The sequence below is a fragment of the Oryzicola mucosus genome (assembly GCF_014534685.1).
GTDB lineage: Bacteria > Pseudomonadota > Alphaproteobacteria > Rhizobiales > Rhizobiaceae > Oryzicola > Oryzicola mucosus.
The window spans coordinates 1,040,315-1,065,634 of the sequence record NZ_JACVVX010000001.1 but is presented as its reverse complement, the minus strand read 5'-3'; the positions used below and the strand labels follow the sequence as shown (position 1 = coordinate 1,065,634).

Genomic DNA, 25,320 nt, shown 5'->3' with positions numbered 1-25,320 from the left:
GGGATGGATGATCTTACAGATGATCGAAACCAGTCCGTTCGCGACGCCGGACCTCGTGCCGTTCGCAATGTCCTATGCTTTGCTGGCCATGCTGCCGGGGCCGAATTTCGCTGTCGTGGCACAGGCGGGGCTGACCTCATGCCGAAACACCGCGCTCGCCGCCGCCATCGGCATTGCTTTGGGCGCCAGCCTTCTATCGGGAGTCATCGCTGGCAGCGCCGGCGCGCTGCCCCTCGGCCCCACAGGCGCCCGCCTCGCGACTGTGTTGTACGGGGTTTTTCTTCTGGGGCTGGGTGCAAGAGCCATCGACCGCGCCATCAGGCCGGCGACTGAGCTGGGCCGGCAAACCCGCCTTCCTGCCACGGGCTATTTCCGGCTGGCGTTCATCACGGCCACGGCCAATCCTGCCTCAGCGCTGTTCTTCACCTCGTCCGCGCTGGCAGCCAAGACATCCGCGCAAGGCAGCAGCCTCGTCGTCTTTCTGGTCGCAGCAGTCTGGTTCGGCCTTGTCGGTCTTGCGCTATCCGCTTCGGCCTGCCGAGCCTTTTACGCGCGTTATCGCCGCTATGCTGATATGGCACTCGGCGCCGCACTCGCCGCCATGGGCATAGCGGCGATCTTCTAATCTCACCTCAAGAAACATCAAAAGTATCATGATAATTGACACCGGCACTCACGCTACTTATGATGATGCGTGAAATGAAGGGTACTCTCATGATCTTTGATGCCATCATCATTGGCGGCAGCTATGCAGGCCTAGCAGCATCGCTTCAACTCGCGCGGGCGCGCCGTTCCATCCTCGTCGTCGATGCCGGCATTCGGCGGAACCGGTTCGCACACAGCTCGCATGGGTTTTTGACGCAGGACGGCGAATCGCCCGAAGCCATTGCCGCCACAGCGCGCAGGCAGCTGATGGCCTACAAGACTGTGTGCTGGCTTGATGGGACCGCCGAAGCTGCGGAGGCCGTTGGTGGTGATTTTCAGGTCCAGGTGAACGACGGCAGCGTTCATCGCGCGCGCCGCCTGGTGCTCGCGACCGGGGTCAGGGATATCTTGCCCGATATTCCCGGCCTGCGGGAGCGCTGGGGAACGAGCATCTTCCATTGCCCCTACTGCCATGGCTACGAAATAAACGAAGGCGAAATCGGCGTGCTCGCCACCTCGCCGCTGTCCCTGCATCAAGCGTTGCTGCTGCCCGACTGGGGCCGCGTCACGTTCTTCCTCAACGGCGTTTTCACGCCTGACGCCGATCAGTCCGCCCAACTCCGGGATCGCGGCGTGACGGTCGTCACCGATGCCGTGACAGCCGTGGAGGGTGAGCGCGCCACCGTGCGGACCCAGAACGGCCGCCTGTTTCCGCTCGACGGCTTGTTCACGGCCCCGCGCATCGAGATGGCCAGTTCTATCGCTCACCAGCTCGGCTGCGCCTTCGAAGATGGGCCTTTTGGCGCGTTCATCCGTACCGACGGCTTCAAAGAGACTTCGGTGGCCGGGGTCTTTGCTTGCGGCGATGCGGCACGTGCGGCCGGTTCGGTATCGATGGCGGTCGGCGACGGCGCTTTTGCCGGCACGGCAACGCACCAATCCATTGTTTTCCGCAAATTGTAAGCGGCAGGCTACAGGCCAATCCTATCGTCCCCGGTGCTGGACCGCTATAAGCAGCGAAATCGGGAAAGGACCGTATTGTGAGACAGGACGGACGGCTGTCGCGGCTTTTGCACGTGCTCCTGCATATGGACGGGCAGGAAAAGCCTGTGACGTCGGAAATGATCGGCCGCATGCTTAACACCAATGCCACGCTCGTGCGCCGCACCATGGCTGGCCTGCGGGAGGCCGGCTATGTAACATCCGAGAAGGGGCATGGCGGAGGATGGACGCTTGTCCGCCCATTGACGGCGATCACACTTCTCGACGTCTACCGGGCTTTGGGAAAACCTGAACTCTTCGCCTTCGGTCTTTCGGAAGATATGCCGTCATGCCTTGTCGAACGGGCCGTAAATCAGGCGATCAGTGAGACGCGACAGGAAGCGGAAACCTTACTGCTGGAGCGGTTCGGCCAAATTTCGCTGGCCGATATCGCTAAGGATTTTGGAACCCGCTCCAAAGCAAAAGCTTTCATCCACAACCAGTGATACTGGCCTTATTCGGCCGCGGCATGCGGGTCGGCGAGAGCGGCATCCGGGCGGCTGATCGGCACCGCCGTCTGCGAGGTGCGCTTGGCCAACGCCTTTTCGCCACTGCTCTGCAGTAGCTTGCGGAATGACGGGTGCATGCCGCCATCGGAATAGGCGTGCGTAGCCACCGGCACGCCCGAGGCTATCAATTTCTGAATTTCCGCGGCATCCGACTGCCAGCGCGACGCGACTGCTGGCGACTCCAGCGATGGCGGGCAAGCCGCGAGCGGATCGCTGGGCTCCCCACCCTCGAAGGTGCGGTCGAAGACATAGCGGCCTTCGCAATAGGAGACCTTCGGCTGCTGACGCGTCACTTCGAAAGCGTCATAGCCCTTCTTGAGGTCGCTCCAGAAAGCGAAGTTCGGGTCGTTGCGGTTTTTCGCCATATTGGAAGGCGTCATCTTGAACGGATAGGCCTGGACCTGGAACGAGGTCTGGCCGCCTTTCAGCGCCTCGCGCACCACCGAATAGATTTCCGCCACGCCATCGTCGGTCAGCGCGTAGCAACCCGACGACGAACAGGCGCCATGGACCATCAATGCCTCGCCGGTGTAGCCGAGGGCGGATTCAAGCTTGTTGGGATAGCCGAGATTGAAGGACAGATAGTATTGTGACTTCGGGTTCAGCATGTTGACGTTGACGTGGTAGAAACCTTCCGGCGCCTGACGGTCGCCATTTTGTTTCTTGGGTCCAAGCTTCCCAGACCAGCGGCACATCGGATAGGTCTTCAGAAGCGCGAAGCGGCCCGACCTGTCGCGCTTCCAGATTTCGAGTTCGCTCTCCTGCTTGAAGATGCGCACAACGATCGGCGATGACGGCGACATCGACTTCTTGTTCATCTCGCCCATCAACCGGGCCGGTATCGGCTGTATCGCGCGCGTGTCGACATCCATCACCGACGAGACGCATCCCGACAGGAAGAGGCTCGTTGCGATCAGAAGGGAGTAGGCATGGCTACGTCGGAAAATGGCGCGCACTCTTTTCATCACGTCTGGTTGCGTAAAGGGCTCTAAACCGCGAAGCATCGGTCCTGCTGGTTAATACAAGGTTTCCGCTTGGCCGAACCGGTCTGATCGCTAGCCCTAAGCGCAGCTTTTAGGCAATTTCATGAAGCCTGGAAAGCTCAGCGCCAACCATCGATGTTCAATCCTTGGTGAAGCTGAACTGCTTGCCGTTCGTCAGTTCGCCGCGATATGCCTGAGCTTGAGCCCAAGGGTGACGGTGCGCGCAATCATCAGCACGATCATGGCGAGCCAAAGGCCATGATTGCCCGCCAGTTGCTGCAGGACATAGGCTGTCGCAAGAAAGAGGGCCGTTGATATGAACATGCTGTTGCGCAGGTCGCGCGTCCGCAGCGCGCCGATGAACACGCCGTCGAGCATATAGCTGCTCACGGAAAGGATCGGCAGGATGACGACATAGGGCAGGAACTCGATGGCCGCCGCGCGCACCTCCTGCTGATTGGTCAGCATGGCAATGATCGCCGGGCCGCCCAACGCGTAGCAAAGCGAGAAAAGCAGCGCGACAAGGCCCGACCATAGGAATGCCGCTTTGACGACGCGGTAGAAGGCGTCCCTGCGACGCGCTCCTATGACGGACCCGACCAGGGTTTCGGTGGCATGCGCAAAACCGTCCAGGCCATAAGACATGATGCCGTGCAGGTTGAGAAGAACCGCGTTGGCCGCCAGGATCGCGTCGCCCTCCGCAGCCCCGCTTCGGGCAAACCATCCAAAGCAGACCAGGAGAAGCAGGCTGCGCAGGAAGATGTCGCGGTTGACCGCGAACAGCCGGCGAATAGCCGCTCCATCCAGCAGGTCGCGCAATACCAGCGCCTGGCGCACGCTGAATGGCCGAACGATCATCAGCCCGACGATGAAGGCGACCCACTCGGCGATGGCCGTGCCCGCGCCGATGCCGGCCACGCCCCAGTCGAACACGAAGACCAGCGTCAGGGTAGCAGCAAGATTGATTACGTTGAGCGCGACCTGCAGCGCCAGCGAGATCATTACGCGCTGGCATCCGAGGAGATAGCCAAGCACGACAAAATTGCCCAAGGCGGCCGGCGCCGACCATATCCGCGCGGAAGCATAGGCCGACGCGCTTTGATAGACCGCTTCACTTCCGCCGAGGAATGTGAGGCCGATCTCGATGATCGGCTTCTGCAGGATGACGACGACGGCCCCGGCCGTGGTGGCGATGAGAAGCGCCCGGAGCAGATGCTTGCGCATCAGCGTGGCGTCGTCCGCGCCCCAGGCCTGCGCCACCAGCCCGGTGGTGGCCATGCGCAGGAAGCTGAAGCTCCAGAACAGGAAGTTGAACAGCACCCCGCTGAGCGCGACGCCGCCAAGATACCACGGCCCAGACATGTGCCCGGCCACCATCGTGTCGACCAGCGACAGGACGGGTTGGGCCAGATTCGCCAGAATGATCGGAAGCGCCAACATGATCATCCGGCGGTTCCAGTCTTCCCGCAAGTCCACAGGTGGCAAGGTGTTCACGGGCGATACCGTCCTGTCGGAAGGGTGACAATGGCTTCAAAATTCCGACTGCGCACCCTCAGGCCCCGCCTCTTATTAACAATCAAGCCCGACGCATCTTCGACGCGCCGTCGGCATCACCAATCCATGACGACCTTGCCCGCGCTGCCATTTCGCATGGCATCGAAGCCGGCCTGGAAATCGTCGATGCCGATGCGATGGGTTATCAGGCCCGAAACGTCGAGTGGCCCCTGCACCAGCGCGATCATCTTGTACCAGGTCTCGAACATCTCGCGGCCGTAGATGCCTTTCAGATGCAGCATCTTGAAGATGACCTTGTTCCAGTCGATCTCGAAGCCGGTGGGCGCGATGCCGAGAATGGCGATCTTGCCGCCATTGTTCATGGTGTCGATCATGTCGCGGAAAGCAGGGGCCGCACCCGACATTTCGAGCCCGACATCGAAGCCTTCGGTCATCCCGATGGTGGGCATGATGTCCTTGAGCTTTTCACGCGATGTGTCGACGACGTAGCGGACCCCCAATTTGCGCGCCAGTTCCAGCCGTACAGGGTTGATGTCGGTGATAACGACCTTCCGGGCACCGACGCTCTGCGCGACGAGCGCACCCATGATGCCGATCGGTCCGGCGCCTGTGACGAGCACGTCCTCGCCAACGACATGGAACGACAGGGCCGTGTGGACGGCGTTGCCCAGCGGGTCGAAAATCGCCGCGATTTCATCGGGCACATCGTCGGGGATCGGCACGACATTGTTCTGAGGGATAGCCAGATAGTCGGCGAAGGAGCCGGGACGGTTGACCCCTACGCCCTGCGTGTTGCGGCAGAGATGCCCACGCCCGGCGCGGCAGTTGCGGCAATGGCCGCACACGATATGGCCTTCGCCCGAAACCCGCTGACCGACTTTGTATTGCGTGACGGCCCGGCCGAGATCGGCGATCTCGCCGACGAATTCATGGCCCGTGACCATGGGCACGGGAACGGTCTTCTGCGCCCACTCGTCCCAATTGTAGATATGGACATCCGTGCCGCAGATCGCCGTCTTCTTGATCTTGATCAGGACATCGTTCGGGCCGATCTCGGGGACGGGAACGTGCTCCATCCATAGTCCCGGCTCGGATTTCGCCTTCACCAGCGCGCGCATCATATTGGACATTTTTTCTCCTTACCCTCCCCCTGTGAGGAAGGTTGGCGCGAAAGGCCGGGAAGCCGACTGTTGATTGTCCTACCACCCTGGCTCGCGCTCTTACTTCATTTCGAGCGTTCGTGACCCTTCCGCAAGGGAGAGTGTACCCTAACCGAGAATCCCCAGCTCTTTGCCGACCTCGCCGAACGCCTGCACCGCGCGGTCGATGTCGGCGATGGAATGCGCCGCCGACATCTGCGTGCGGATACGAGCCTGGCCTTTCGGCACCACGGGAAACGAGAAACCGATGACATAGATGCCGCGTTCCAGCATTTTCGCCGCCATCGCCTGCGCCAAGGCGGCGTCGCCCAGCATCACCGGAATGATCGGATGATCGGCGCCCGCCAGCGTGAAGCCGAGCTTGGTCATCTCAGCGCGAAAGTGCCGTGCGTTTTCGTCGAGTTTTGCGCGAAGATCGTCACCGCCCGCGACGAGTTCGAGAACCTTGATCGATGCGCCGGCAATGGCGGGCGCCAGCGTGTTCGAAAACAGATAGGGCCGCGAACGCTGGCGAAGCCATTCGACAACCTCCTTCTTAGCCGACGTATAACCGCCGGAGGCGCCACCCAGCGCCTTGCCGAGCGTGCCGGTGATGATGTCGATCCGGCCCTCGACGCCGCAATACTCGGCCGAGCCTCGGCCGTTCTTTCCGACGAAACCTACGGCATGACTGTCGTCAACCATGACCATGGCGCCGTATTTTTCGGCAAGATCGCAGACGCCGCGGAGATTGGCGATGATGCCATCCATCGAGAATACGCCATCGGTGGCGATCAGCTTGAAGCGCGAGCCTTCGGCCTTCTTCAGTTCCTCTTCCAGCGCCGCCATATCGTTGTTTGCATAGCGGAAGCGCTTGGCCTTCGACAGGCGGACGCCGTCGATGATCGAGGCATGGTTGAGAGCGTCGGAAATGATCGCATCGTCCTCGCCCAGAAGCGTTTCGAACAGACCGCCATTGGCATCGAAGCAGGAGGAATAGAGGATCGTATCCTCCATGCCGAGAAAGCCGGAAATCCGGGCCTCCAGCTCCTTGTGCTCCTCCTGCGTGCCGCAGATGAACCGCACCGAGGCCATGCCATAGCCATAGCGGTCGAGAGCTTGCTTGGCCGCGTCCCGCAAAGCGTCACTGTCTGCAAGGCCGAGATAGTTGTTGGCACAGAAGTTGAGCACTTTCGCACCGCCCGCGACGACGATCTCGGCACTTTGGGTCGAGGTGATGACCCGCTCGCTCTTGTAAAGGCCGTCCGCCTTGAGCGTTTCCAGTTCGCGGGACAGATGAGCGATAAAGGCGTTCATGGCATAGACCTCGTTTGCGCTGCGCCGCGGGTCGCGTCACAGCATTAGGAAAGGACGACGAAGGAACTATGCCTCTCGCCGTCATCTACGTTTCATCCGATCGCCCTAGCCGGGCGGACGACCGGAAATCGCGATGCGGTCAGGCCGCTTTGGCTGCGAACCCTTCGCTGCACAGCCCTTTCAGATCGTCCAGCGACATGGCGTCGAGATCGAGCGCGGTGAGCAGATCGTTCTCGGCCATGAAATCGCGGCCATACATCGCCGAGAAAATCCGCACGCCGGCCTCGTGCAGCTCAGCCGGATAGCCTGCGAGGCGTCCGATCTTTGCTGTCGCCACCAGGCCGAACGGCACGTCTTCCGTGACATAGCGGCTGTCAGCCGTGGTGGGGCCGCGACCGCCATTGCCGGCTTCATGCATCTCCTGGTTCATCTGCGAGATGGAACTGACAGGTACATGGAAGGACAGGTGGAAATGCTGGAAGATGGTGCGCACATCGAGGCCCAGCTTGGTGGCGATGGCGATCCGCTCCTTGTCGAGTTCCTCCAGGAGACGACCGACATTCGGGGTCACGTTCTGGCCCTGGCTCCAGTTTTCGCCGCGCTCCATGCGGGTCATGTTGCCCAGCGCGATGCCCATATGGTTCTGCGGGTTGAGGTTGGACAGGGCGATTGCCATCAGGCTTCCGCGGTCGAGGAAACGGTCGCCGAACAAATCCTGGCAGACAGCCAGCCCCCGCGCGCTTTCGGAGCTGGGTATCGTGGCGATGTCGACCTGCTTTCGCACGGTGTTCACATTCACCAGCGTCGGGCTCAGCTGACGGCCGGAAACAACTGTGGTGCCCCAGGCGACGATCGGCACCGCCACGCCGCGTTCAGCCAGCAGGCGCGACAGATACAGCGCGCCGAACGAAGCATGCGAGCTGAAGATGACGATCTGCGCCGGAGTAATGTAGGGCGCAATCGCGTCAAGAACCGTTTTATGGCCGTAAGCAGGAAGCGCGATGAGTAGAGCTTCCGCATCGGCGACCAGCGCTTCGGCGCTTTCGGCCACGGCCGGATGGAACGTGCCTTCGATCGCGCCTTGCGCAACCAACGCCTCGCCGGCTGCCAACGCCTTGGTGCGTTCGCCGCTGGGCGACCACAGGATTGCCTTATGCCCCTGCTGCTCGATGAGTACCGCTGATGCGAAAGCGATCGACCCCGCACCGACAATTCCTACATGCATTCCCTATTCCTCTTCTACTCAATCCTGGACGCGGCATTTTTGGCCGGTCGTCATGTCGAACGTATCGATGTCCGTTGCGCGCCCGGCACGACATCGCCGGAAGCGACCACCAGGAACGCCCCCGCACCGACAGGGCCGACGCTGGTCAGCGAATGGGGCACGTCGGCGGCGTAGCGTGCTGTCTCGCCGGCGCGAACGCTTGTGGTATTGCCTGCGCTCCGCACCACGATCTCCCCCTTGGTGCAGTGCAGATGCTCCACGGTGCCTGAACCATGCGGATCGCTGGCCAGCACGCCCTCAGCCTCGAAGCTCAAAAGATACCACTCGATCAGCGACACCATATTGGCCGGCGACAGAATCTGCAGGGTGCAGCTGCCATCGGCGCTGCGGATGGTCGGCGTCAGATTGCCCGGCTGCAGGTCGATGACCGGCCCGCTACTCTCTTCGCTGGCGCCGCTCACCAGACTGTTGAGATCGATGTTGAGCGCCCGCGTCAGGTGCCACAGCGTGCCGTAGGTCGGATTGGCGTTGCCGCGTTCAATCTCAGACAGCATCGAGCGGGACACGCCCGACCTGGCCGCCAGTTCGGCGAGCGTCAGACCGAGGCGTTTCCGATATGCCTGCAGGCGCGGGCCGATTTCGGGTGGATTGACCGAAAGCATATTTTCTCCCCCTTTACCCCTCCAGTAAACGTTTCGATCCATCATCCCGCAATTGGTTCGCCCAGCGTGTGCATGAGCCGGTTTGCCCAGCCGAACAACGACGTGGACAGGATGAGGTCGAGGATTTCGTCTTTGCCCAATCCGGCTGACATCAGCGCGGCCATATCGTCGGCATCGGCTTCGGACGGACATTTCGACAGTTTGACCGCGAAATTCAGGATCGCCTTGAGACGCGGGGCAATCTCCGCATCGACGCCGTCGGCGAAGACGGCGGCGATGACGTACTTGTCCTTGGCCAGTTGGTTGTAGCGGCTGGCGTGCACGGCCGCGCAATAGATGCAGCGATTGACGATGGACGCGCCGACAGCCCCAAGCTCCCGCTCGGCCCGCGACAGCCCGTCGCGATTGTACATCACCGCGTTGAACAACGGACTCCGGTGCTTCAGCGTCTCGACGTCATGCGCAAGCACCAGAACGTAATCCGAGACCTTGTTGTTGGAGGGGGTGACCTTCAGCGCTTCGAGCTGGTCGGCGCTGGCCTCGGCAAGGTCGAGCGGCGTAACGTAAGGCTTCCAGACAGGGATGTCGGTGGTGAAGTCGTGGACGATCTTGCTCATGCCAACCCCTTCATCAATGCCAAGCCGACGGCTACCCTGATCTGGTAGCTGACGAAGGCGACAAGCTCCGAAAGCCGGACGATATCGGCATCGGCGATACCCGCTTCCTGAAGCAACTCGATATCGCGCCGCGTCGCGTCCTTGGGCGCATGAGCGACGAGATCGACATGGCGGATAAGGGCCCTGGCCCGTGGATCGCTGCCGCCGTCGAACCAGATATCGGCCATGCGAACGGCACCGTCTGGCGAGCCGGCCTTTTCCAGCATGGTCTCGAAATGCTCTTCGAACGCTTTGTGGTCGTTGATCTTGGCAATGCGCAGAGCGAGCGCCGCACGTTCGGCATGCGACAGCCCACCGGGATTTTCCGGCATCAAAGCCCCGTCATGCGTCTGCTGGGTCAGCGCCATGATGTCGGCCCGCCCTGCGATCACGTCGGCCAAGGCGCTGCCCGGCTCGATGCCCACGATCGCTTTGATCACATCCTCATTCCCTGACATCGCGTTCTCCTATGCCTGCCTGCGGGCGGCCGTCCGCTCATCGTCCGGCAATGGCGATGCCGACCATTCGTCGCCACGCAGTTCGGGCGTGTCGTAGTCGAGCAGGCGCTGCCAATAGCGGTCGAAATTCTCGATATAAAACTTGGCGGCGATTTCGCGCGCCAGCCACGCCGCCCCTTCGCTGATGCCCGGAATGTCGCCGCTCACCTTGCCGAGGCTCGCAGTGGCGCCCGAATTGAAACTGTGAATCCGTGACAACCAGGGCGCCTGTCCCGGCTCGCGTTCCAGGAAGGTAAAGTCATCGGCAAGATAGGGGAACTTGCCGAGATCGGCATTCCGTTCGTCTTCGGGCGGGGTGAACCGATCCCGCCACAACAGGATCTTGTCGGCATAGCCGTCGAGTTCCTTGCGCGCGAGCGGATCGACACCGAAGCCGGTGCCAAGGATCAGGAAATCGGCGCGAACCGTCTTGCCTTGCGATGTCGTGACGACGACCTCGTCACCCTCGAGTTCGGTCTTTTCCACCGCCGCATCGAAATGGAAATAGGCATTGGGATGACGGCTGACGCGCAGCGTCGATCCACGTGGCGCCGGCGTCTGGGTGCGCAGCGAGTAGTTCATGATCTTCCAGCGCTTTGCATCGTCCAGATGCGGGAACGCGGCGGTGAAGCCGAATGAGCCGATGCCCATCAGCTTGTTGATGCGAGGCATTTCCTTGCGTCGGATGAGGTGGCGGACCTCGGCGGCACCCGCCTCGAGCGCCTCGGCAGCGTTGTCGACGGCGGATGCGCCCACCCCGATGACCACAACCCGCTTGCCGCGCAGCGCGGCAAAATCGATGTGATGCGAGGAATGCGCCCAGAATTTCTGCGGCAGCCCCGAGACGAAATCGGGAATGCTGGGATGACCCAGCCCGTCACGACCGGTGGCCATCACCACCTTGCGGGTGAGAACCGACGTCTCCCGGGCTCCCGTACCCGATAGCGCCAACCGCAGCAGCGCGCCTTCGGGACGAATCGAGGTGACTTCCACCTCGTTCTCCACCGGCAGATCGAGTACCCTGCGGTACCACCGCAGATACTCCATCCACATCGGCCGCGGGATCTTGTCCAGCGCAGCCCAAGCATCTCCGCCGAATTGTGCGACGTACCAGGCACGGAACGTCAAAGAGGCCATGCCATAGGCCGGCCCCACCAGTTGCTTGGGCGAGCGCAGCGTTTCCATGCGCGCATAGGTCAGCCACGGTCCTTCGAACCCGGCCGGGCTGCGATCGAAGATGCGGATATTCGGAATGCCAGCGCCGATCAGCGCAAAACTCGCCACCAATCCGCACATGCCGCCGCCAATCACGACGACATCATGGACATGGTCGTCGCCTGCGGTGGGCACCACCCAGTTGGCCGGCGGATAGCACAGGCAGGCTAGATCGTCGCGGACGCGCTGATCCAACTCCGAGAGGCTTCGCGCCGCGGATTGGAGCGGTGCCTGCACATCAAAAGCCATGGTTCACCTCCTTTTCCCGACCGGCGTGCTGGTTGCTACCAGCATTGGTTGCTCGCGGCGGCGCGTCCAATACGGCGCGGGGCCATCCCGTTCAACGATGAGCATGACGGTCCGGAATGACGGTGGCGGTCTCGGGTTTCCAGCCTACCCAGATGTCGTCGCCGGCAAGCTGCGCGACATCGCCGGGATGCACCAGCGTGTTGAGAACGGCGCCATCGCCGACTTCGACCGCCAGCGAGGTGTGGTTGCCCTTGAACACCCGTTGCCGGATTTTGCCCTTGATGCGGTTGCCGCTGGTCGGCTCTGTCGCCGAGCAATGGATCGATTCGGGACGGAGGACCACGTAAAGGTGCTCGCCGGCCTTCGGCGACAGACCGCCCTGGTCGGCCTTGATGGTGATGCCGTTCCAGTCCAGCGCGGTCAGATTGCCTTCGGCGCCCAGAACGGTGCTGCGCAGCAGGTTGGTTTCGCCGATGAAGTTGGCGACGAAGACCGAACCGGGGCGGCCGTACAGCGTGCTGGGGTCGCCCATCTGCTCGATACGTCCGTTGTTCATGACGACGATCGTGTCGGACATGGTCAGCGCCTCTTCCTGATCGTGGGTCACGAACATGAAGGTCTTGCCGGTCTTCTCCTGGATCGCCTTGAGCTCGATCTGCATCTGCTGGCGCAGCTTGGCGTCCAGCGCGGAGAGCGGCTCGTCGAGCAGCAACACGTCCGGATCGGGCGCGAGCGCCCGCATCAGCGCCACGCGCTGCCGCTGACCGCCCGACAACTCATTCGGCAGCCGGTTCGCATAGTCCTGAAGCTGGACAAGCTCGAGCAGCTCGGACACCCGGCGATGGATGCTCTTGTTGTCGAGGCCTTTGAGTTCGAGACCGAAGGCGATGTTCTTGGCCACGTTCATATGCGGGAAGAGCGCATAGTCCTGAAACACGATGTTGACGTTGCGCTTGTTGGGCGGAACCCGCGTCACATCCTTGCCGCTGAGCAGGATGCGACCGGACGTCGGCATCTCGAAGCCGCCGAGCATCCGCAGCGACGTCGACTTGCCGCATCCCGATGGGCCGAGCAGTGTCACGAACTTGCCCGCCTCGATGCTCAAATTCAGGTCGTCGACGGCAACCTGGCTGCCATAGTTCTTCGTCACATGGTCGAATTGAACGACGGGTTCCATCAGCGGGTCCTCGCGCGGCGGGTAAGATATTCGGCATAGAGTCCCACTGCGGCGGTCACCACGAGGACAAGAGTAGCCATTGCATTGATTTCCGGGGACATGCCGCCCTGCACTTTGGCGAAGATCAACATCGGCAATGTCGGCCGATAGCCGCCCAGGAAGAAGGTGCGGACAAAGTCGTCGATCGACAACAGCACGCAGAAGATCATGCCGCCGAACAGCGCCGGCCCGAGATAAGGCAGCGTGACCCGCAGGAAGGCGACAAAGCTGTCAGCGCCGAGATCCCGCGCGGCATCGACGAGATTGCCCGGCATCGAGCGCAGGCGGGTGAGCGCCATCACCACCACGAAGGGCACCGCATGCACCGTGTGGCCCAGGATGATCGCCGCCGTACCCGTCGGCATGTCGATGGTCGAGATGAAGATGCGCAGCGAAATGGCCGAGATCATGCCCGGCACCACGGCCGGCAGGCACGCCAGCGCGAAGATGATCACCTGGCCCTTGATGCCCTCGGCGACGATCAGCATGGCGATCCAGACGCCTAGCACGGTCGCAGCCAGGGTCGTGGCGGCCGCGATCATGATCGAATATAGGCACGCCTCAAGGAACTGCTTGTCCTGCAACACCTTGGCGTACCAGTCCAATGTCCACTCGCCGATCGGGAATGCGACGAAATTGGCGTCCTTGAAGCTCATTGCCATCATCAGTGTGAGCGGCAGGAGCAGGTAGAATATGAAGGCCCAGTAGATCGCGGTGAGCGTCACGCGCGGCGCGTCGGAAAACAGGGATCGCATCAGATGGCTCTCCTTTTGCTTCCGCCGACCAGCCGCATGAAGATGGCAGCGGCGATAAGGGCGGTGACAAGCATGATCAGGGCGAAGGCGGCGCCCACCGGCCATTTGTCGCTGGCGCCATGGAAGAAGCTGCTGATCGTTTCGGGAAACAGCACCGTATTGGGCCCGCCGAGCAGCATGGGCGTGGCGAAGACACCGATGCAGGTCAGGAAGACGAGGCTGCAGCCCGACACGATGCCATCGCGCGAGAGCGGCAGGATGATCCGGCGGAAGCGCGTGAACGGACCGGCGCCCAGATCGGCGGCGGCATCGAGCAGCGGCGACGGTATCTTCTCGATCGCCGAATAGAGCGGCAGAAGCATGTACAGGCAGATCAGATAGACCAGGCCGAAGCCGAGCGAAAACGAGGTGTAGAGCATCGGGATCGGCCGGTCGATCAAGCCGATCTCGCGCAGCAGCACATTGACGGCGCCGCGATTGGCCAGAAGCATGATGACCGAGAACGTGCGGATCAGCTCACCCGCCCAGAACGGGACCAGAAGCAGCAGCAACGCCTTGGATCGGCCCTGCGGCTTGACGATCTTGGCGACATAATAGGCCACGGGATAGACGACGACGAGGGTGAAGGCCGTCGCTCCGGTAGCGAAGATGAAGCTCTTGATCAGCGGTGTGAAGTAAATCGATTCCTGGAAGAAGATCGCATAATTGGCCAAGGTGAAATGCGACTCGACACCGGGCTGGACCGGATAGTGCGACAGAAGGCTGATCTTCAGCATCTGGTAGATCGGCCCGACATGCAGCATGATCAGCCAGAGCAAAGGCACGCTGGCGAGAAGAATGATGCGGCCGATCCGCGACTCAACCGCAGCCCCCAGTGTGTGCTGGTACAGCGAGGAATTGACCACCTTGGCCATGCCGGTGGAATATTTGGGCACGGACATATCGCGTCCTGAAGCATGCCCGGCTGTTGTCGTAGTGCTACTCACCATCTAGCGATCTCGGTTGGCGCAGCCCGACAGGTCCCGCGCAGGCGAGCCGGCGGCAGTCAGAGCGCGTTGTTGAGCCTGGGGAGGCAGGCGAAAGCCCGCCGCCTGCCTGAAGGCGATAACAGCGCCGCAGGCAGGCTGCATTCTCGAGACTCGTCTCCTCAGGCCGCCTTGACCTCTGCGGTAGCGCGGTCGATCATCTCGTTCTTCATGTCGCGATTGACCGAGGAGAAGAAGATGATGCGCTCGACCTCTTCCTGCGGAAGCGTCGACGCCATCCTTTCGCGCTCTTCGAGCACATCGCCGACGCCATTGATGGTCGAGCTGTAGCCGGATTGACGGGTCATCGCCGCGCCGACTTCCGGGCTCTCCAGAATGGCGTTGAAGAGCTTGTAGGCGTTTTCAGCGTTCGGCGCGTTGTTGACCACGTTGAGCGTATAGCAGAAGCCGAACGTACCCTCCTTCGGCACCGACAGCTTGATAGGATGCCCATCCATGATCAGCTTGGCAGCCGGGCCCGACCAGGAATGGCCGAGATAGATGTCCTCATTGATGAACATCTGCTGCACTTCCGAACCCGCATCGTAGTATTTGCGGACCATGTCCTTGTGCTTGATCAGGAAATCACGGGCTTCGTTCGTCGCCTTCTGGGCGACATCCGGCTTGTCGACATAGGTGACGAAGTCGCCGTCATACCCGAGATACTGCATGACGATGGTCATGAAGTCGCTGACGATATAGGAGGTTTGACCCTTGTACTGCGGATCGAACATGACCTCCCAGCTCGGCGCCTCCGGCACATAGTCGATATTGCGGGCGAGCCCTTCGTAACCCGCCAGGATCGGCAGACCCCACAGATTGCCGTCGACACGCGCCCAGGGCGCATCCTGATAGGCGGGGTTGAGGTTCTTCCAGTTCGCGATCTTGCCGGTATCGAGCGGCTGAAGCAGGTTGGACTTGATGAACTGCGAGTAACGGTGGCCTGCGACGGTGACGATGTCGGTCGACGGGTTCGCGCCTTCGGCGGTCAGCAGGTTATACTGCTTGCCCTGATCGTCCGTCAGGCGGATGCGAACCTCGATGTCATTGTCCTTCTGGAACTTGTCGAGGAATTCCTGCGGCAGGAACTTGTCATAGGTCGTGACATTCAACACGCCGCTGGCAGCCCAGGCCGGGCGCGGCCGGATGATATAGGGTGCGGCCAACAAGGCGGTTCCCGCACCGAACACTTTCAGCGCCGTTCTACGGTTGGCTATGATCTTATTCATGTGAATTCCCCTTTTCTGACTTTGACCGATAAGCATGCGCTGGACCGACATCCACGAGAACCATCTGGAAGGGCTGGATGTGGACGCGGCAAATTACGTTGACAAACAGCCTTCCTGCCGCGTTCGGTATACCGCACAAATTTCCGGTAAACAGGAATTGACCACTGCGTCATATCTCTGTCAAGCGCACTTCGGGCACGATGATAAGAAACCCAGCTCCGAGGCTCAGCGAGGCGGTTAGCACGCTGAGGGAATTTGTGCTGAAGTCGACGGGGTGGCACAGCTATCCGCTTGTCGACTGCTCACGCTGAAGCAGCCTGTGGAGCGCGGTGCGCTACCGCTTCGCCAATTGCTATGGCGTATGCCGGCTTGAAAACACGAAAATCATGGTGGAGTTGAGGGCCTCTGCTCGTGGGAGTCCGTTCACGGACCCTTCAATTCTCAGATACACTTACTGCAGTTTATCGGAGACGTAGGGCCTTCCGTGCGACCAACTGCAAAATATACCTCGCCTGTCATCTCGTGCCGCCAATCTTGAAGCTGCCGCAGTTTCTGCCTTAGATGCCCGTGGGCTTGGGGTAAACATGATGGCGCGCATATTTTGGGCGTTGATAATTCTAGCTATATCCACCTTTTCAGCGTCTGCGGAACGTCGGCTCGCCCTTGTGTTCGGATCGGGTGAGTACCGCTCGATGCGTAAGCTCGACAATGCGGTAAATGACGCTCGGCTGATCGAACGCTCTCTTAGTGAGCTCGGCTTCGAAGTTTCCCTTGAAACTAACCGCGATCTCAAGCGCATGCGGCGCGCGCTGGACGACTTCCGGCAAGATGCAGCAGGTGCGGATGTCACGCTGGTCTATTTTGCAGGTCACGGGGTCGAAATTAGTGGCGACAATCGCTTGTTGCCCGTTGATGCTGACATTTCATCGTTAGATTCTTTCAGAGCATCGACGCTACCCCTCGAAGAAATTAGAGATGCTATCGCCTCAATCAGCAAGGTGGGCCTTGTGCTGCTGGACGCCTGCCGGAACGACCCCTTCGGAATTGTTGATGAAGCAGGACGTGGCGCGAAGGCTGTACAGCAAAAACTGAAGGAAGCTGTTCGGCCAGGACTGGGCCGCGTGGGGCGGGCAGACAATATTCTTTTTGGCTTTGCCGCCGCCCCCGGTCAGGTTGCGTCCGATGGAGATGGCGATAACTCGCCGTTCACCACAGCGCTATCGCGGCATGTCGGCACAGAAGGCCTCGAAATTCGCTCTGTGCTCACCCTCGTCCAGCAGGAGGTCTACGCAGCGTCGAAGGGAGCCCAACTGCCCTACGTCGAGAGCGGACTTCCAAAGGTTTTTTTCGCGGCCGACACCGGATATGTGTTATCCGAGCGAGAGCGGCTGCTGTTAGCCATGGCAGAGCTTACTCCGGCGCTTCGCAGCGAGGTGGAGCAAACAGCGGCCAGGAACGACGTGCCGTTGGCACCGCTCTACGGGTCCCTTCTTTCGGCAAACCTCGCAAGTCTCACCCCTGTGGACCGCTCTAATAAACTGGAAGAGGCTGCACGCGCCTATTCGGAGGTTCAAATCAGGTTCAAGGCGTTGGGCGCTGCTGATCCGGCGGTCATGCGGCTCCGAAGTGAGGCTGAAACATCCTTGGAGCAAGGCTCTTTTGCAGAGGCAAGGCTCAAACTGAGCCAAGCAGCGGCGATCGATGCGACGTCAAGCGAGGAACTCGCCAAGAACCTTTTAGAGCGTCGGCTTTCGGAGGCGGAGACCCATCTCGCAGACGCTGGCATCGCCAGAACACAACTCGATCGTGTCGCTGTCGACGCAGCGCTTGCTCGAGCAGCAGCGCTTCATGCATGGATCAGACGCGAGATCACGGCCAGCACAATATCCGACGACGACTTGATGCGTCGCATCTCCCGCAGCCTTTTCATGCTGGGCTGGGCTGAGCAGGCGCAATGGAACCTGATGGCTGCGCGGTTGCATTTGCAGGAAAGCCTGGACATATCAAAAAGGTTGGTCGATCGCGATCCTTCGAGCGCTGAGGCACGACTCGCCGTGATTGATGCCATGGCAAAGATAAGCGTGAATCAACTGAACAGTGGTGACATTTCCGGTTCCATCGAGACATCTCGTCTTATCATTGATGAGCATACAGCGCTAACTCGGCAGTTTCCTGAAAATACGCGGTTCCTGTTCAGCCTTGCGAAGGCTCACTATGATCTTTCCAAAGTCGCAAAATATCGACAGCAACACCTAAAGGAGGCGTTGAAAGTTTTGCAGCGCATGAAAGACGTGGGTGTTCTTGGTGAGCGCGAGTGGCTTCTTAAATCGGTCACTGACAAGCTTGCCGAGCTCGATATGGGTCACGACCGTAAGTGAGAGTCGCCCCAGCGAGGTGATTGGCTTTTCTGGGCACGATTTTTCCGAGTTGTGCACCAGATTTGTGAACTATATTCACAAAATAGGCACCTGAAATCAAAGGGTTTTTAGGAATATCAACGACTTGATGACCTGCTGGTGGAGCTGAGGGGGATCGAACCCCTGACCTCGTCATTGCGAACGACGCGCTCTCCCAGCTGAGCTACAGCCCCATCAGCAGGTGGCGCAATTATTGATGCGGCCCCACGGCTGTCAAGGACACTTTTGCTGATGTGCGGCGCATGGGCTTGCCGCCCTCCGCCCCAGTCGCTACATGTCGCTGTGTTCAGGAGACAGGCATGATCGCGCTTATTAATACCATCCAGTTCGCTCTTAGTATCTATTGGTGGATTCTTATTGCCTCCGCGATTTTCTCCTGGCTCTACGCCTTCAACGTGGTCAATCCCCGCAATCAATTTGTCGGTATGATCGGGAATATGCTCTACAGGCTGACGGAACCTGTATTGCGGCCGATCCGCAACATGTTGCCGAATCTGGGTGGAATCGACATCTCTCCCATCGTCGTGCTTTTGATTATTTTCTTCATACAGCAGTTTCTGGAAACGTCCGTAAAACCCATGTTTTATTCATCGCTTTAGATGTCCGACTTCTTCCGTGCGGCGAAATCCGGCGGGATCGACCTGTTCGTGCGGCTGACGCCAAAATCCTCGCGCGACGCCGTCGACGGCATCGAACAGACTGCCGACGGACGCAGCCATCTTGCCGCGCGCGTTCGTGCCGTTCCGGAGAAAGGCGCGGCCAATACAGCGCTTGAGCGGCTTCTGGCCGATGTGCTGTCGCTGCCCACGCGGTCGGTCACGGTGGTCGCCGGCGGCACATCCCGTCTCAAGACCGTCCATGTCGACGGCCATGCTGATGCCGTTCTACAGGCACTGTCATCTCTAGGAATGGGTCTGAAGTCGGGCTAGTCTCCGCTGAAACGGGGAGGTCACCGATGAGACAGTTCTTCGCCGCACTTCTGCTGTTTGCGTTGTCCGGCTCCGCCGAAGCCGAAGAGATCGTAAGCGCCTACACGGAATTCGATATCGATCGCGACTGCGCGGTCACCGAGCGTGCGACGGAAGGCGAAGGCACGTTCTCGAACTATGTCTGCAACGGCTATCGCGGCTTCCCCGTCATCCTGTCGGTGGACGATATGCGCGAAAGCATTGTCTACGGCTTTCCCGGAGCGGACAAAACCGCATGGGAGAGTTTCTCAGGCTTCAATTCGGCGGGTCCGAGAATCGAATGGCGCCTCGCCACCTACGAGGGCATGGAACTGCCCTTCGCAACCATCCGCCGCTGGTTCGTCCACGACCCCGACGAGGACGACAAGAAGCTGGAGATCCTGGTGGTTTCCAAGATCGGCCAGCCGGGCGAAGCCGATGGCTGCGTCGTCGGCCTGGTCATGGCCACCGGCAAGCCCGACGCCAACGACATGGCGCGCATCATAGCCGACCGGCAGGCGCGAGACTTCGCCTGCGGCGCGGATGAACGCGTTTTCGTGGGAGAGCCAATCCCGGAATTCTCGCGGCAGGACTGAACAAGAAGGCCGGCGGTTGCCGGCCATCACCCCTTACGAAAGCCTTACTTGGCTTCGGTCTTGGCGCGCTCGATAGCCTCGACGATCATCTTCTTGGCATAGTCAGAACCGTGCCAGCCGCCAATCTTGACCCATTTTCCGGGCTCGAGATCCTTGTAGTGCTCGAAGAAATGCTCGATCTGCTGGATCGTGATCTCGGGAAGGTCGGTATATTCCTTCACGTTTTCATAGCGGCGGGTGAGCTTGGGCGACGGCACGGCGATGACTTTTTCGTCCTGGCCGGCGTTGTCTTCCATTACCAGTACGCCGATGGGCCGTACATTGATGACGCAGCCGGGGATGAGTTCGCGCGTGTTGCAGACCAGCACGTCGATCGGGTCGCCATCGCCCGACAATGTGTGCGGGACGAAGCCGTAATTGCCGGGATAGCGCATCGGCGTGTAGAGGAAGCGGTCGACGACCAGCGTCCCGGCTTCCTTGTCCATCTCGTACTTGATCGGCTCGCCGCCGATTGCGACTTCGATGATGACGTTGACGTCTTCAGGGGGATTTTTGCCGATGGAGATGGCATCGATGCGCATGGGAAGCTCCGTGGGATTGAAGGTGGCTTCCGATAAACGGGTTGCGGGCTTTCTGCAATGCACTATTCGGCGCAGCATGACGCCGCGACACCGGCCTGAAACACGGCACCGATTGCCTTTTACCAGCAAAACGAGGGAAAACGGGGCGGTTCAGATCTAATCCCAGACGAAGGCGACTTTTTTCAACGCCCTCTGATCGAAGATTTCGACGCCTTCGGCGACGTCACGTCCGCCGATGCCCTGATAGAAGGAAACCGCATTGTCGTTGTCTTCCAGCGCCCAGACGACGAGCCCTTTCAGACCATGATCGGCAAGCTTGGTTCGGGCGGCGGTGAAAAGCCGGCTGCCAAGCCCAACGCCCTGATATTCCGGACGCAGATAGAGTTCGTAGATTTCGCCCTGCTGGGGCAGTTCGCGGGCGCGGTTGCGGCCCAGCGTGGCATAGCCGGCGACTTCGCCGGCCATTTCGATGACGAGCACGCCGGAGGCGCGGCGGATTGCATTGCTCCACCACTGACCGCCGCGGCGATTGATCATCGCCGTCAGGGCACGATGCGGAATGATGCCGGTATAGGTGCCGCGCCACGCCTCAAGATGCACATCCGCGATGGCGTCAGCATCGCGGGGTTCGGCCTTACGGATATCGATGAGCAGCGTGTTCATGGTTGCTTAACCATAAACGCCGAATCGAAAGTTGCAAAGAGTCGTTGCAGAGCAAGCGAGGAACCTTGTCAGAGTTCGACGAGATGGTCGTCGAGTTCGTTGATATCGCGTTCCGCAACCGGAAAATGCACGGCAAGCAAGGCACCGACCGAGGAAATCGCGCCGACGAACCCCTCGGCAAGCCGGTCGGCCGCGGCCTGTTTTGTCAGGTCGCCGACGATCCCGTCCCATTCCCTCTGGCCGACTTTCGCATCGATGCCCGAATCGGCGACGACGGCGGCATAATGCTCGGCGAGCGACACGAAGATGAGCACGCCGGTGCGAGCTGCGGTGACATGAACGTTGCGCGCAAGGAACTGGCCTTGCGCATTGGCATGGGCGCGGCGATAGCGCAGCCCATGCGGCACGAAGTGAATACGCAGAGACGGCCAAAGCCAGAGCGCGAGCAGCGCCGCGCCGATCGCGCAGAGCTGGGCTGCGACGAACACCGGCAAGCGGATGGCAAACCAGAAATATTCGAGCCCCCAGGCTGCGAGCAGGCTGGCCGCCACCATGCCGGCGCCGACGATGAAGGCGGCGGGAAAGAAATAGCTGTCGCTTGAGCGCGCGACGACGCAGTAGATCTCGCCGCTGGTATGCGCCTCGGCGGTTCTGATCGCATTCGCGATGCTGTCGTGCTCGTCTGCTGTCAGGCTGCGTGTCATGCTTGTCCCTACCAGCTACCGGAAGATCCGCCGCCGCCCGACGATCCGCCGCCGCCGGAAAAACCGCCGCCGCCCGATGACCAGCCGCCGCTGGACCGCCCGGACGACCAGCCGCCACTGCTTGAACTGCCCGATCCGCCCTTGTTGCGGAAGTCGAAATTCATGCCGAGCCAGGTGTAGCGGCCGGGCGCAATTTTGCGTCCATAAATCCGCGGCAGGATGGCCATGGCAAATCCGCCGAAGAAGATGGTTGCCCAGAGCACGACGAAGATGACGACGAACCAGTCGAAGCCGCTGTCCTGCGACGGCTGGTTGCGTTCGGCGCGCGCCTGCAGTTCCGCGCCATTGCCCTCGGCAACCATGATGATGTCGTCGACGGCCCTGTTGATGCCACCGGAAAAATCCCCGGCGCGGAAGGCCGGCACCATGGTGTTTTCGATGATCAGCTTCGAATGCAGGTCCGTCAGCGTCCCTTCAAGGCCATAGCCGACCTCGATGCGCATGCGGCGATCGTTCTTGGCGACCAGAAGCAGGATGCCGTTGTTCTCGCCGGCCTGACCGAGTTTCCAGGCGCGGAACAGGCGGTTGGCATAGGGTTCGATGGCTTCGCCGTCGAGGCTGTCGATGGTGGCGACGACGATCTGGTCGGAGGATTTCTGCTCGAAGGCGGCGAGTTTCGCCGTCAGCTCCGCTTCGGTCGCCGGGTCGATCATGCCGGCCGTATCGACCACACGCCCGGTCAAAGCGGGAAACTCGGCCGCTCGCACCGGTGCAACGATGGCAATCAGCGCCAAGGCAAGCAAGAACGCCGCCAAGGCCGATGATCGGAAACCTGCCCCCGTCATGCGCATGCCCTGCTCACCGGTTCCGCTGAGGTCAGCCGCCCGACCTGGTGCCGAATTCGACCTTCGGCGCATCCATCTTGTCCTGCTCGACGGTAAAATTCTGGAAGGGCTGCGCATCGGTGAACCAGAGCTTGGCCCAGATCACCGACGGGAAGGTGCGCAGCGTCAGATTGTAGTCGCGCACCGCACCGATATAGTCGCGACGAGCGACGGCGATGCGGTTTTCGGTGCCTTCGAGCTGCGCCTGCAAGGCAAGGAAGTTCTGGTTGGCCTTGAGGTCGGGATAGTTCTCCACCACCGCCAACAGGCGCGACAGGGCGCCGGTCAGTTGCGCCTGGTTGTCCTGGAAGGCCTTGAACGCGTTGGGGTCGCTCAGCGTTTCGGGCGTCACCGTCACCTGGGTTGCCTTGGCGCGCGCCTCGACGACGCCTTCCAGCACTTCCTTTTCGTGCGAAGCGTAGCCTTTGACGGTCTCGACCAGATTGGGGATCAGATCGGCACGGCGCTGATACTGGTTCAGCACCTCGCTCCATGCCGCCTTGGCATTTTCTTCCGCTGTGGGAATGGTGTTGTAGCCACAGGCCGACAGCAGCGGCGCCAGCATGAGCAGCACGACCGCTGGCCACAGGCGGGACCGGGAAAAAGCCGGGAAGGTTGACGCGCGCATCTTTAAGCCCTCGACAAATCAACAACTGGCACAGCATTATCACAATCGCGCAAAGAGAAAACCGGCGTCATCGGAGCATCGCGTGTTCCAGACGCGCACGGCCCCATGAGAGACCTTTTTGATGGCGCAGCCGCGCGACGACGAAAAAGCAGAATCCCGCCGCATCATCGAACGCGTCGAACGCGAGACCGATGGCGGAGCGTCGCTGGTCGGCAGAACGTCGGATCGTCTCCATAAGCATCTTTCGGCCGATGGCGTCGACGACCCCATCGAAAAGATGGGAACCCGCATCGGGCGCATTCTGGGCTTCCTGATCACCACTGCCATTGTCGGCTGGCTGATCGTCTACATCATACAAGGCGGATAGATTTCATGAGTTCAATGGAACTGACGGACACGCCACGAGCGGTCATCGTCATTTCAAGCCATGTCGCGCGGGGGTCGGTCGGCAACCGCGCCGCCGTCTTCGCGCTCGAAACGCTGGGATTTCCGGTCTGGGCGGTGCCCACGGTAATTCTGCCCTGGCATCCCGGCCATGGCAGGGCGACCCGCATCGTGCCGCCGGCCGACCAATTCGCTGCCCTGATGGGCGATCTCGAACGCGCGCCTTGGCTTGGCGAGGTGGCCGGCGTGCTGTCCGGCTATCTCGGCGATGCCGCCCAGGCCGATGCGGTCGCCTCTTTGGTGCGCGCGGTCAAGGCGCGCAACCCCAAGGCGCTTTACGTCTGCGACCCGGTGATGGGCGACCTCGGAGGGCTCTATGTGCCCCTACCGGTGGCCGAGGCGATGCGCGACGTGCTGCTGCCCATCGCCGATATCGCCACACCCAACCGCTATGAACTGGCATGGCTGGCAGGGGCCTCGCTCGACGACATCAAATCCGTCGTCTCGGCCGCCCTTCATGCCGGCCCTTCGACGATGCTGGTGACATCGGCGCCGGCGATGATGGCGGGCAGCACCGGCAATCTCCTGCTCGACGGGTCTCAGGCGCTGCTCGCCGAACACAGGATCATCGATCGGCCACCGAACGGGCTGGGCGACCTCACCGGCGCGGTGTTTTTGGCACGCCTGCTTGCCGGCCACACCCCGCTCAAGGCGCTGCAGTCCACCACGGCGGCCGTCTACGAGATCCTGGCCCGCACCGCCAAGCGCGGCGGCGACGAGTTGCAGCTCGAAACCGACTCGCAGAGCCTGTCTCATCCCATGGCGATGGTGCATCTGCGGCATCTCACCCATCCCGGTCGCGACCGGCGCGCCTGATCATGACGGCAGCCGGCGTCGATGGCTGCAAGGCAGGCTGGGTCGCGGTGATCAGGCCGGCGCCGGATGCGGCACCGGAGGCTGTCGTCCACGCAAGTTTTTCAGAACTCCTCGCAAACCTGCCGGACGATGCGGTGATTGCAGTCGATATGCCCATCGGGCTGCCGGAGTTTTCCGCACGCGGCGGACGCGGTCCGGAGGTGCTGGTCCGGCCGTTGCTCGGCCAGCGTCAGTCGAGTGTCTTTTCGATACCCGCCCGCGCCGCCGTCTATGCGGACACCGCTCCCTTCACGAACCTCGAAGCCTGGTATGCCGGGCACACCAAGGCGAGCGCGGTCGCGCGCGGCCTGTCCGATCCGCCCAGAGGCGTTTCAATCCAGGCCTATGGCATCTTTTCCAAGATCCGCGAGATCGACGCCTTGCTGATCGAGCGTCCCGAGTTGAGGACGCAGGTGATCGAATCCCATCCTGAAGTGGCGTTCTGGCGACTGAATAACGAACAAGCGATGGCGCTGCCCAAGAAGGTGAAAGGCCGGATCAATCCGCCCGGCATGGAGGAGCGTCGCGAGCTTCTGCAGCGCCGCGGCTATGACGCCTCGTTTCTCCAGGCCCGGCCGCCGCGCGGCGCAGGAGACGACGATTTTCTCGATGCCTGCGCCATGCTGCTGATCGCCGAGCGTCACCAGCGGAGGGAAACACAAAGTTTCCCCTCGCCGCCGGGCCGGGATGCCCATGGCATTCCCATAGCAATATGGGTGTAGA

At 61.1% G+C, this 25,320-nt stretch carries 28 protein-coding genes and 1 tRNA gene; 10 read left to right on the top strand and 19 right to left on the bottom strand.

The window, feature by feature from the left end:
• The first annotated feature begins 19 nt into the window (after positions 1-19).
• The 3 genes from ICI42_RS05070 to ICI42_RS05060 all read left to right on the top strand — a co-directional run bounded on the left by ICI42_RS05070 (position 20) and on the right by ICI42_RS05060 (position 2,132).
• Entirely contained in the window at positions 20-625 is a 606-nt protein-coding gene (locus ICI42_RS05070; RefSeq protein ID WP_188163402.1) for a LysE family transporter, read from the top strand.
• An 89-nt stretch (positions 626-714) separates the two neighbouring features.
• On the top strand, positions 715-1,608 hold the full coding sequence (locus ICI42_RS05065; RefSeq protein WP_188163401.1) for an NAD(P)/FAD-dependent oxidoreductase: 894 nt from the start codon (positions 715-717) through the stop codon (positions 1,606-1,608).
• 77 nt (positions 1,609-1,685) lie between these two features.
• Entirely contained in the window at positions 1,686-2,132 is a 447-nt protein-coding gene (locus ICI42_RS05060; RefSeq protein WP_188163400.1) for an Rrf2 family transcriptional regulator, read from the top strand.
• A gap of 8 nt (positions 2,133-2,140) precedes the next feature.
• Here ICI42_RS05060 and ICI42_RS05055 read toward each other — a convergent pair whose 3' ends face one another.
• The 13 genes from ICI42_RS05055 to ICI42_RS04995 all read right to left on the bottom strand — a co-directional run bounded on the left by ICI42_RS05055 (position 2,141) and on the right by ICI42_RS04995 (position 15,878).
• Positions 2,141-3,160 (bottom strand): L,D-transpeptidase family protein, encoded by a 1,020-nt coding sequence (locus ICI42_RS05055; protein WP_188163727.1) that lies wholly within the window; start codon positions 3,158-3,160, stop codon positions 2,141-2,143.
• A gap of 192 nt (positions 3,161-3,352) precedes the next feature.
• Positions 3,353-4,672, bottom strand: a complete 1,320-nt coding sequence (locus tag ICI42_RS05050; protein WP_210316956.1) for an MATE family efflux transporter — start codon at positions 4,670-4,672, stop codon at positions 3,353-3,355.
• A 116-nt stretch (positions 4,673-4,788) separates the two neighbouring features.
• Entirely contained in the window at positions 4,789-5,823 is a 1,035-nt protein-coding gene (gene tdh, locus ICI42_RS05045; RefSeq protein ID WP_188163399.1) for an L-threonine 3-dehydrogenase, read from the bottom strand.
• A gap of 138 nt (positions 5,824-5,961) precedes the next feature.
• Positions 5,962-7,149 carry a glycine C-acetyltransferase gene (locus tag ICI42_RS05040; protein WP_188163398.1) on the bottom strand — a complete coding sequence of 396 codons (1,188 nt, stop codon included), beginning with the start codon at positions 7,147-7,149 and terminating at the stop codon, positions 5,962-5,964.
• 139 nt (positions 7,150-7,288) lie between these two features.
• Positions 7,289-8,374: an NAD/NADP-dependent octopine/nopaline dehydrogenase family protein gene (locus tag ICI42_RS05035; protein ID WP_188163397.1), complete on the bottom strand. Its 1,086-nt coding sequence runs from the start codon at positions 8,372-8,374 to the stop codon at positions 7,289-7,291.
• Positions 8,375-8,424: 50 nt separating this feature from the next.
• On the bottom strand, positions 8,425-9,036 hold the full coding sequence (locus tag ICI42_RS05030; protein ID WP_188163396.1) for a helix-turn-helix domain-containing protein: 612 nt from the start codon (positions 9,034-9,036) through the stop codon (positions 8,425-8,427).
• Positions 9,037-9,077: 41 nt separating this feature from the next.
• Positions 9,078-9,653: a peroxidase-related enzyme gene (locus ICI42_RS05025; protein ID WP_188163395.1), complete on the bottom strand. Its 576-nt coding sequence runs from the start codon at positions 9,651-9,653 to the stop codon at positions 9,078-9,080.
• On the bottom strand, positions 9,650-10,150 hold the full coding sequence (locus ICI42_RS05020; protein ID WP_188163394.1) for a CMD domain-containing protein: 501 nt from the start codon (positions 10,148-10,150) through the stop codon (positions 9,650-9,652). Before ICI42_RS05020 ends, ICI42_RS05025 begins: the two co-directional genes overlap by 4 nt.
• A 9-nt stretch (positions 10,151-10,159) precedes the next feature.
• Positions 10,160-11,653: an NAD(P)-binding domain-containing protein gene (locus ICI42_RS05015; RefSeq protein ID WP_188163393.1), complete on the bottom strand. Its 1,494-nt coding sequence runs from the start codon at positions 11,651-11,653 to the stop codon at positions 10,160-10,162.
• A 91-nt stretch (positions 11,654-11,744) separates the two neighbouring features.
• A complete protein-coding gene (locus tag ICI42_RS05010) occupies positions 11,745-12,830 on the bottom strand; it encodes an ABC transporter ATP-binding protein (protein WP_188163392.1) in 1,086 nt (361 codons plus the stop codon).
• The gene (locus tag ICI42_RS05005) at positions 12,830-13,624 is read right to left on the bottom strand and encodes an ABC transporter permease (protein ID WP_188163391.1); all 795 of its coding nucleotides are present in this window, start codon (positions 13,622-13,624) and stop codon (positions 12,830-12,832) included. Before ICI42_RS05005 ends, ICI42_RS05010 begins: the two co-directional genes overlap by 1 nt.
• The gene (locus tag ICI42_RS05000) at positions 13,624-14,613 is read right to left on the bottom strand and encodes an ABC transporter permease (protein ID WP_188163390.1); all 990 of its coding nucleotides are present in this window, start codon (positions 14,611-14,613) and stop codon (positions 13,624-13,626) included. Before ICI42_RS05000 ends, ICI42_RS05005 begins: the two co-directional genes overlap by 1 nt.
• A gap of 158 nt (positions 14,614-14,771) precedes the next feature.
• Positions 14,772-15,878: an extracellular solute-binding protein gene (locus ICI42_RS04995; protein WP_188163389.1), complete on the bottom strand. Its 1,107-nt coding sequence runs from the start codon at positions 15,876-15,878 to the stop codon at positions 14,772-14,774.
• A 584-nt stretch (positions 15,879-16,462) separates the two neighbouring features.
• Between ICI42_RS04995 and ICI42_RS04990 the strand changes: the two genes are divergently transcribed.
• On the top strand, positions 16,463-18,256 hold the full coding sequence (locus ICI42_RS04990; protein ID WP_330999105.1) for a caspase family protein: 1,794 nt from the start codon (positions 16,463-16,465) through the stop codon (positions 18,254-18,256).
• A 136-nt stretch (positions 18,257-18,392) separates the two neighbouring features.
• Here ICI42_RS04990 and ICI42_RS04985 read toward each other — a convergent pair.
• A tRNA-Ala gene (locus ICI42_RS04985) sits at positions 18,393-18,468 on the bottom strand.
• A 126-nt stretch (positions 18,469-18,594) separates the two neighbouring features.
• Here ICI42_RS04985 and ICI42_RS04980 point away from each other — a divergent pair.
• The 3 genes from ICI42_RS04980 to ICI42_RS04970 are packed head-to-tail and all read left to right on the top strand — an operon-like array spanning position 18,595 to position 19,838.
• Positions 18,595-18,894, top strand: a complete 300-nt coding sequence (locus tag ICI42_RS04980; protein ID WP_188163387.1) for a YggT family protein — start codon at positions 18,595-18,597, stop codon at positions 18,892-18,894.
• Positions 18,895-19,224, top strand: coding sequence for a DUF167 family protein (locus ICI42_RS04975; RefSeq protein ID WP_188163386.1), 330 nt, complete (start codon positions 18,895-18,897; stop codon positions 19,222-19,224).
• 26 nt (positions 19,225-19,250) lie between these two features.
• Positions 19,251-19,838: a hypothetical protein gene (locus ICI42_RS04970; RefSeq protein ID WP_188163385.1), complete on the top strand. Its 588-nt coding sequence runs from the start codon at positions 19,251-19,253 to the stop codon at positions 19,836-19,838.
• 44 nt (positions 19,839-19,882) lie between these two features.
• Here the strand turns inward: ICI42_RS04970 and ppa are convergent, their stop codons facing one another.
• From ppa to ICI42_RS04945, 5 genes are all read right to left on the bottom strand, one after another.
• The gene (ppa, locus tag ICI42_RS04965) at positions 19,883-20,419 is read right to left on the bottom strand and encodes an inorganic diphosphatase (RefSeq protein WP_188163384.1); all 537 of its coding nucleotides are present in this window, start codon (positions 20,417-20,419) and stop codon (positions 19,883-19,885) included.
• A 156-nt stretch (positions 20,420-20,575) separates the two neighbouring features.
• Positions 20,576-21,082, bottom strand: a complete 507-nt coding sequence (locus ICI42_RS04960; protein ID WP_188163383.1) for a GNAT family N-acetyltransferase — start codon at positions 21,080-21,082, stop codon at positions 20,576-20,578.
• A gap of 68 nt (positions 21,083-21,150) precedes the next feature.
• A complete protein-coding gene (locus ICI42_RS04955; RefSeq protein ID WP_188163382.1) occupies positions 21,151-21,786 on the bottom strand; it encodes a TPM domain-containing protein in 636 nt (211 codons plus the stop codon).
• A gap of 8 nt (positions 21,787-21,794) precedes the next feature.
• Entirely contained in the window at positions 21,795-22,631 is an 837-nt protein-coding gene (locus ICI42_RS04950) for a TPM domain-containing protein (RefSeq protein WP_188163381.1), read from the bottom strand.
• A gap of 31 nt (positions 22,632-22,662) precedes the next feature.
• A complete protein-coding gene (locus tag ICI42_RS04945) occupies positions 22,663-23,298 on the bottom strand; it encodes a LemA family protein (protein WP_188163380.1) in 636 nt (211 codons plus the stop codon).
• A 121-nt stretch (positions 23,299-23,419) separates the two neighbouring features.
• Between ICI42_RS04945 and ICI42_RS04940 the strand changes: the two genes are divergently transcribed.
• The 3 genes from ICI42_RS04940 to ICI42_RS04930 are packed head-to-tail and all read left to right on the top strand — an operon-like array spanning position 23,420 to position 25,319.
• On the top strand, positions 23,420-23,665 hold the full coding sequence (locus ICI42_RS04940) for a hypothetical protein (protein WP_188163379.1): 246 nt from the start codon (positions 23,420-23,422) through the stop codon (positions 23,663-23,665).
• A 5-nt stretch (positions 23,666-23,670) separates the two neighbouring features.
• Positions 23,671-24,558 (top strand): pyridoxal kinase PdxY, encoded by an 888-nt coding sequence (gene pdxY, locus ICI42_RS04935; protein ID WP_188163378.1) that lies wholly within the window; start codon positions 23,671-23,673, stop codon positions 24,556-24,558.
• A 2-nt stretch (positions 24,559-24,560) separates the two neighbouring features.
• Entirely contained in the window at positions 24,561-25,319 is a 759-nt protein-coding gene (locus ICI42_RS04930) for a DUF429 domain-containing protein (RefSeq protein ID WP_188163377.1), read from the top strand.
• Position 25,320: the final 1 nt, after the last annotated feature.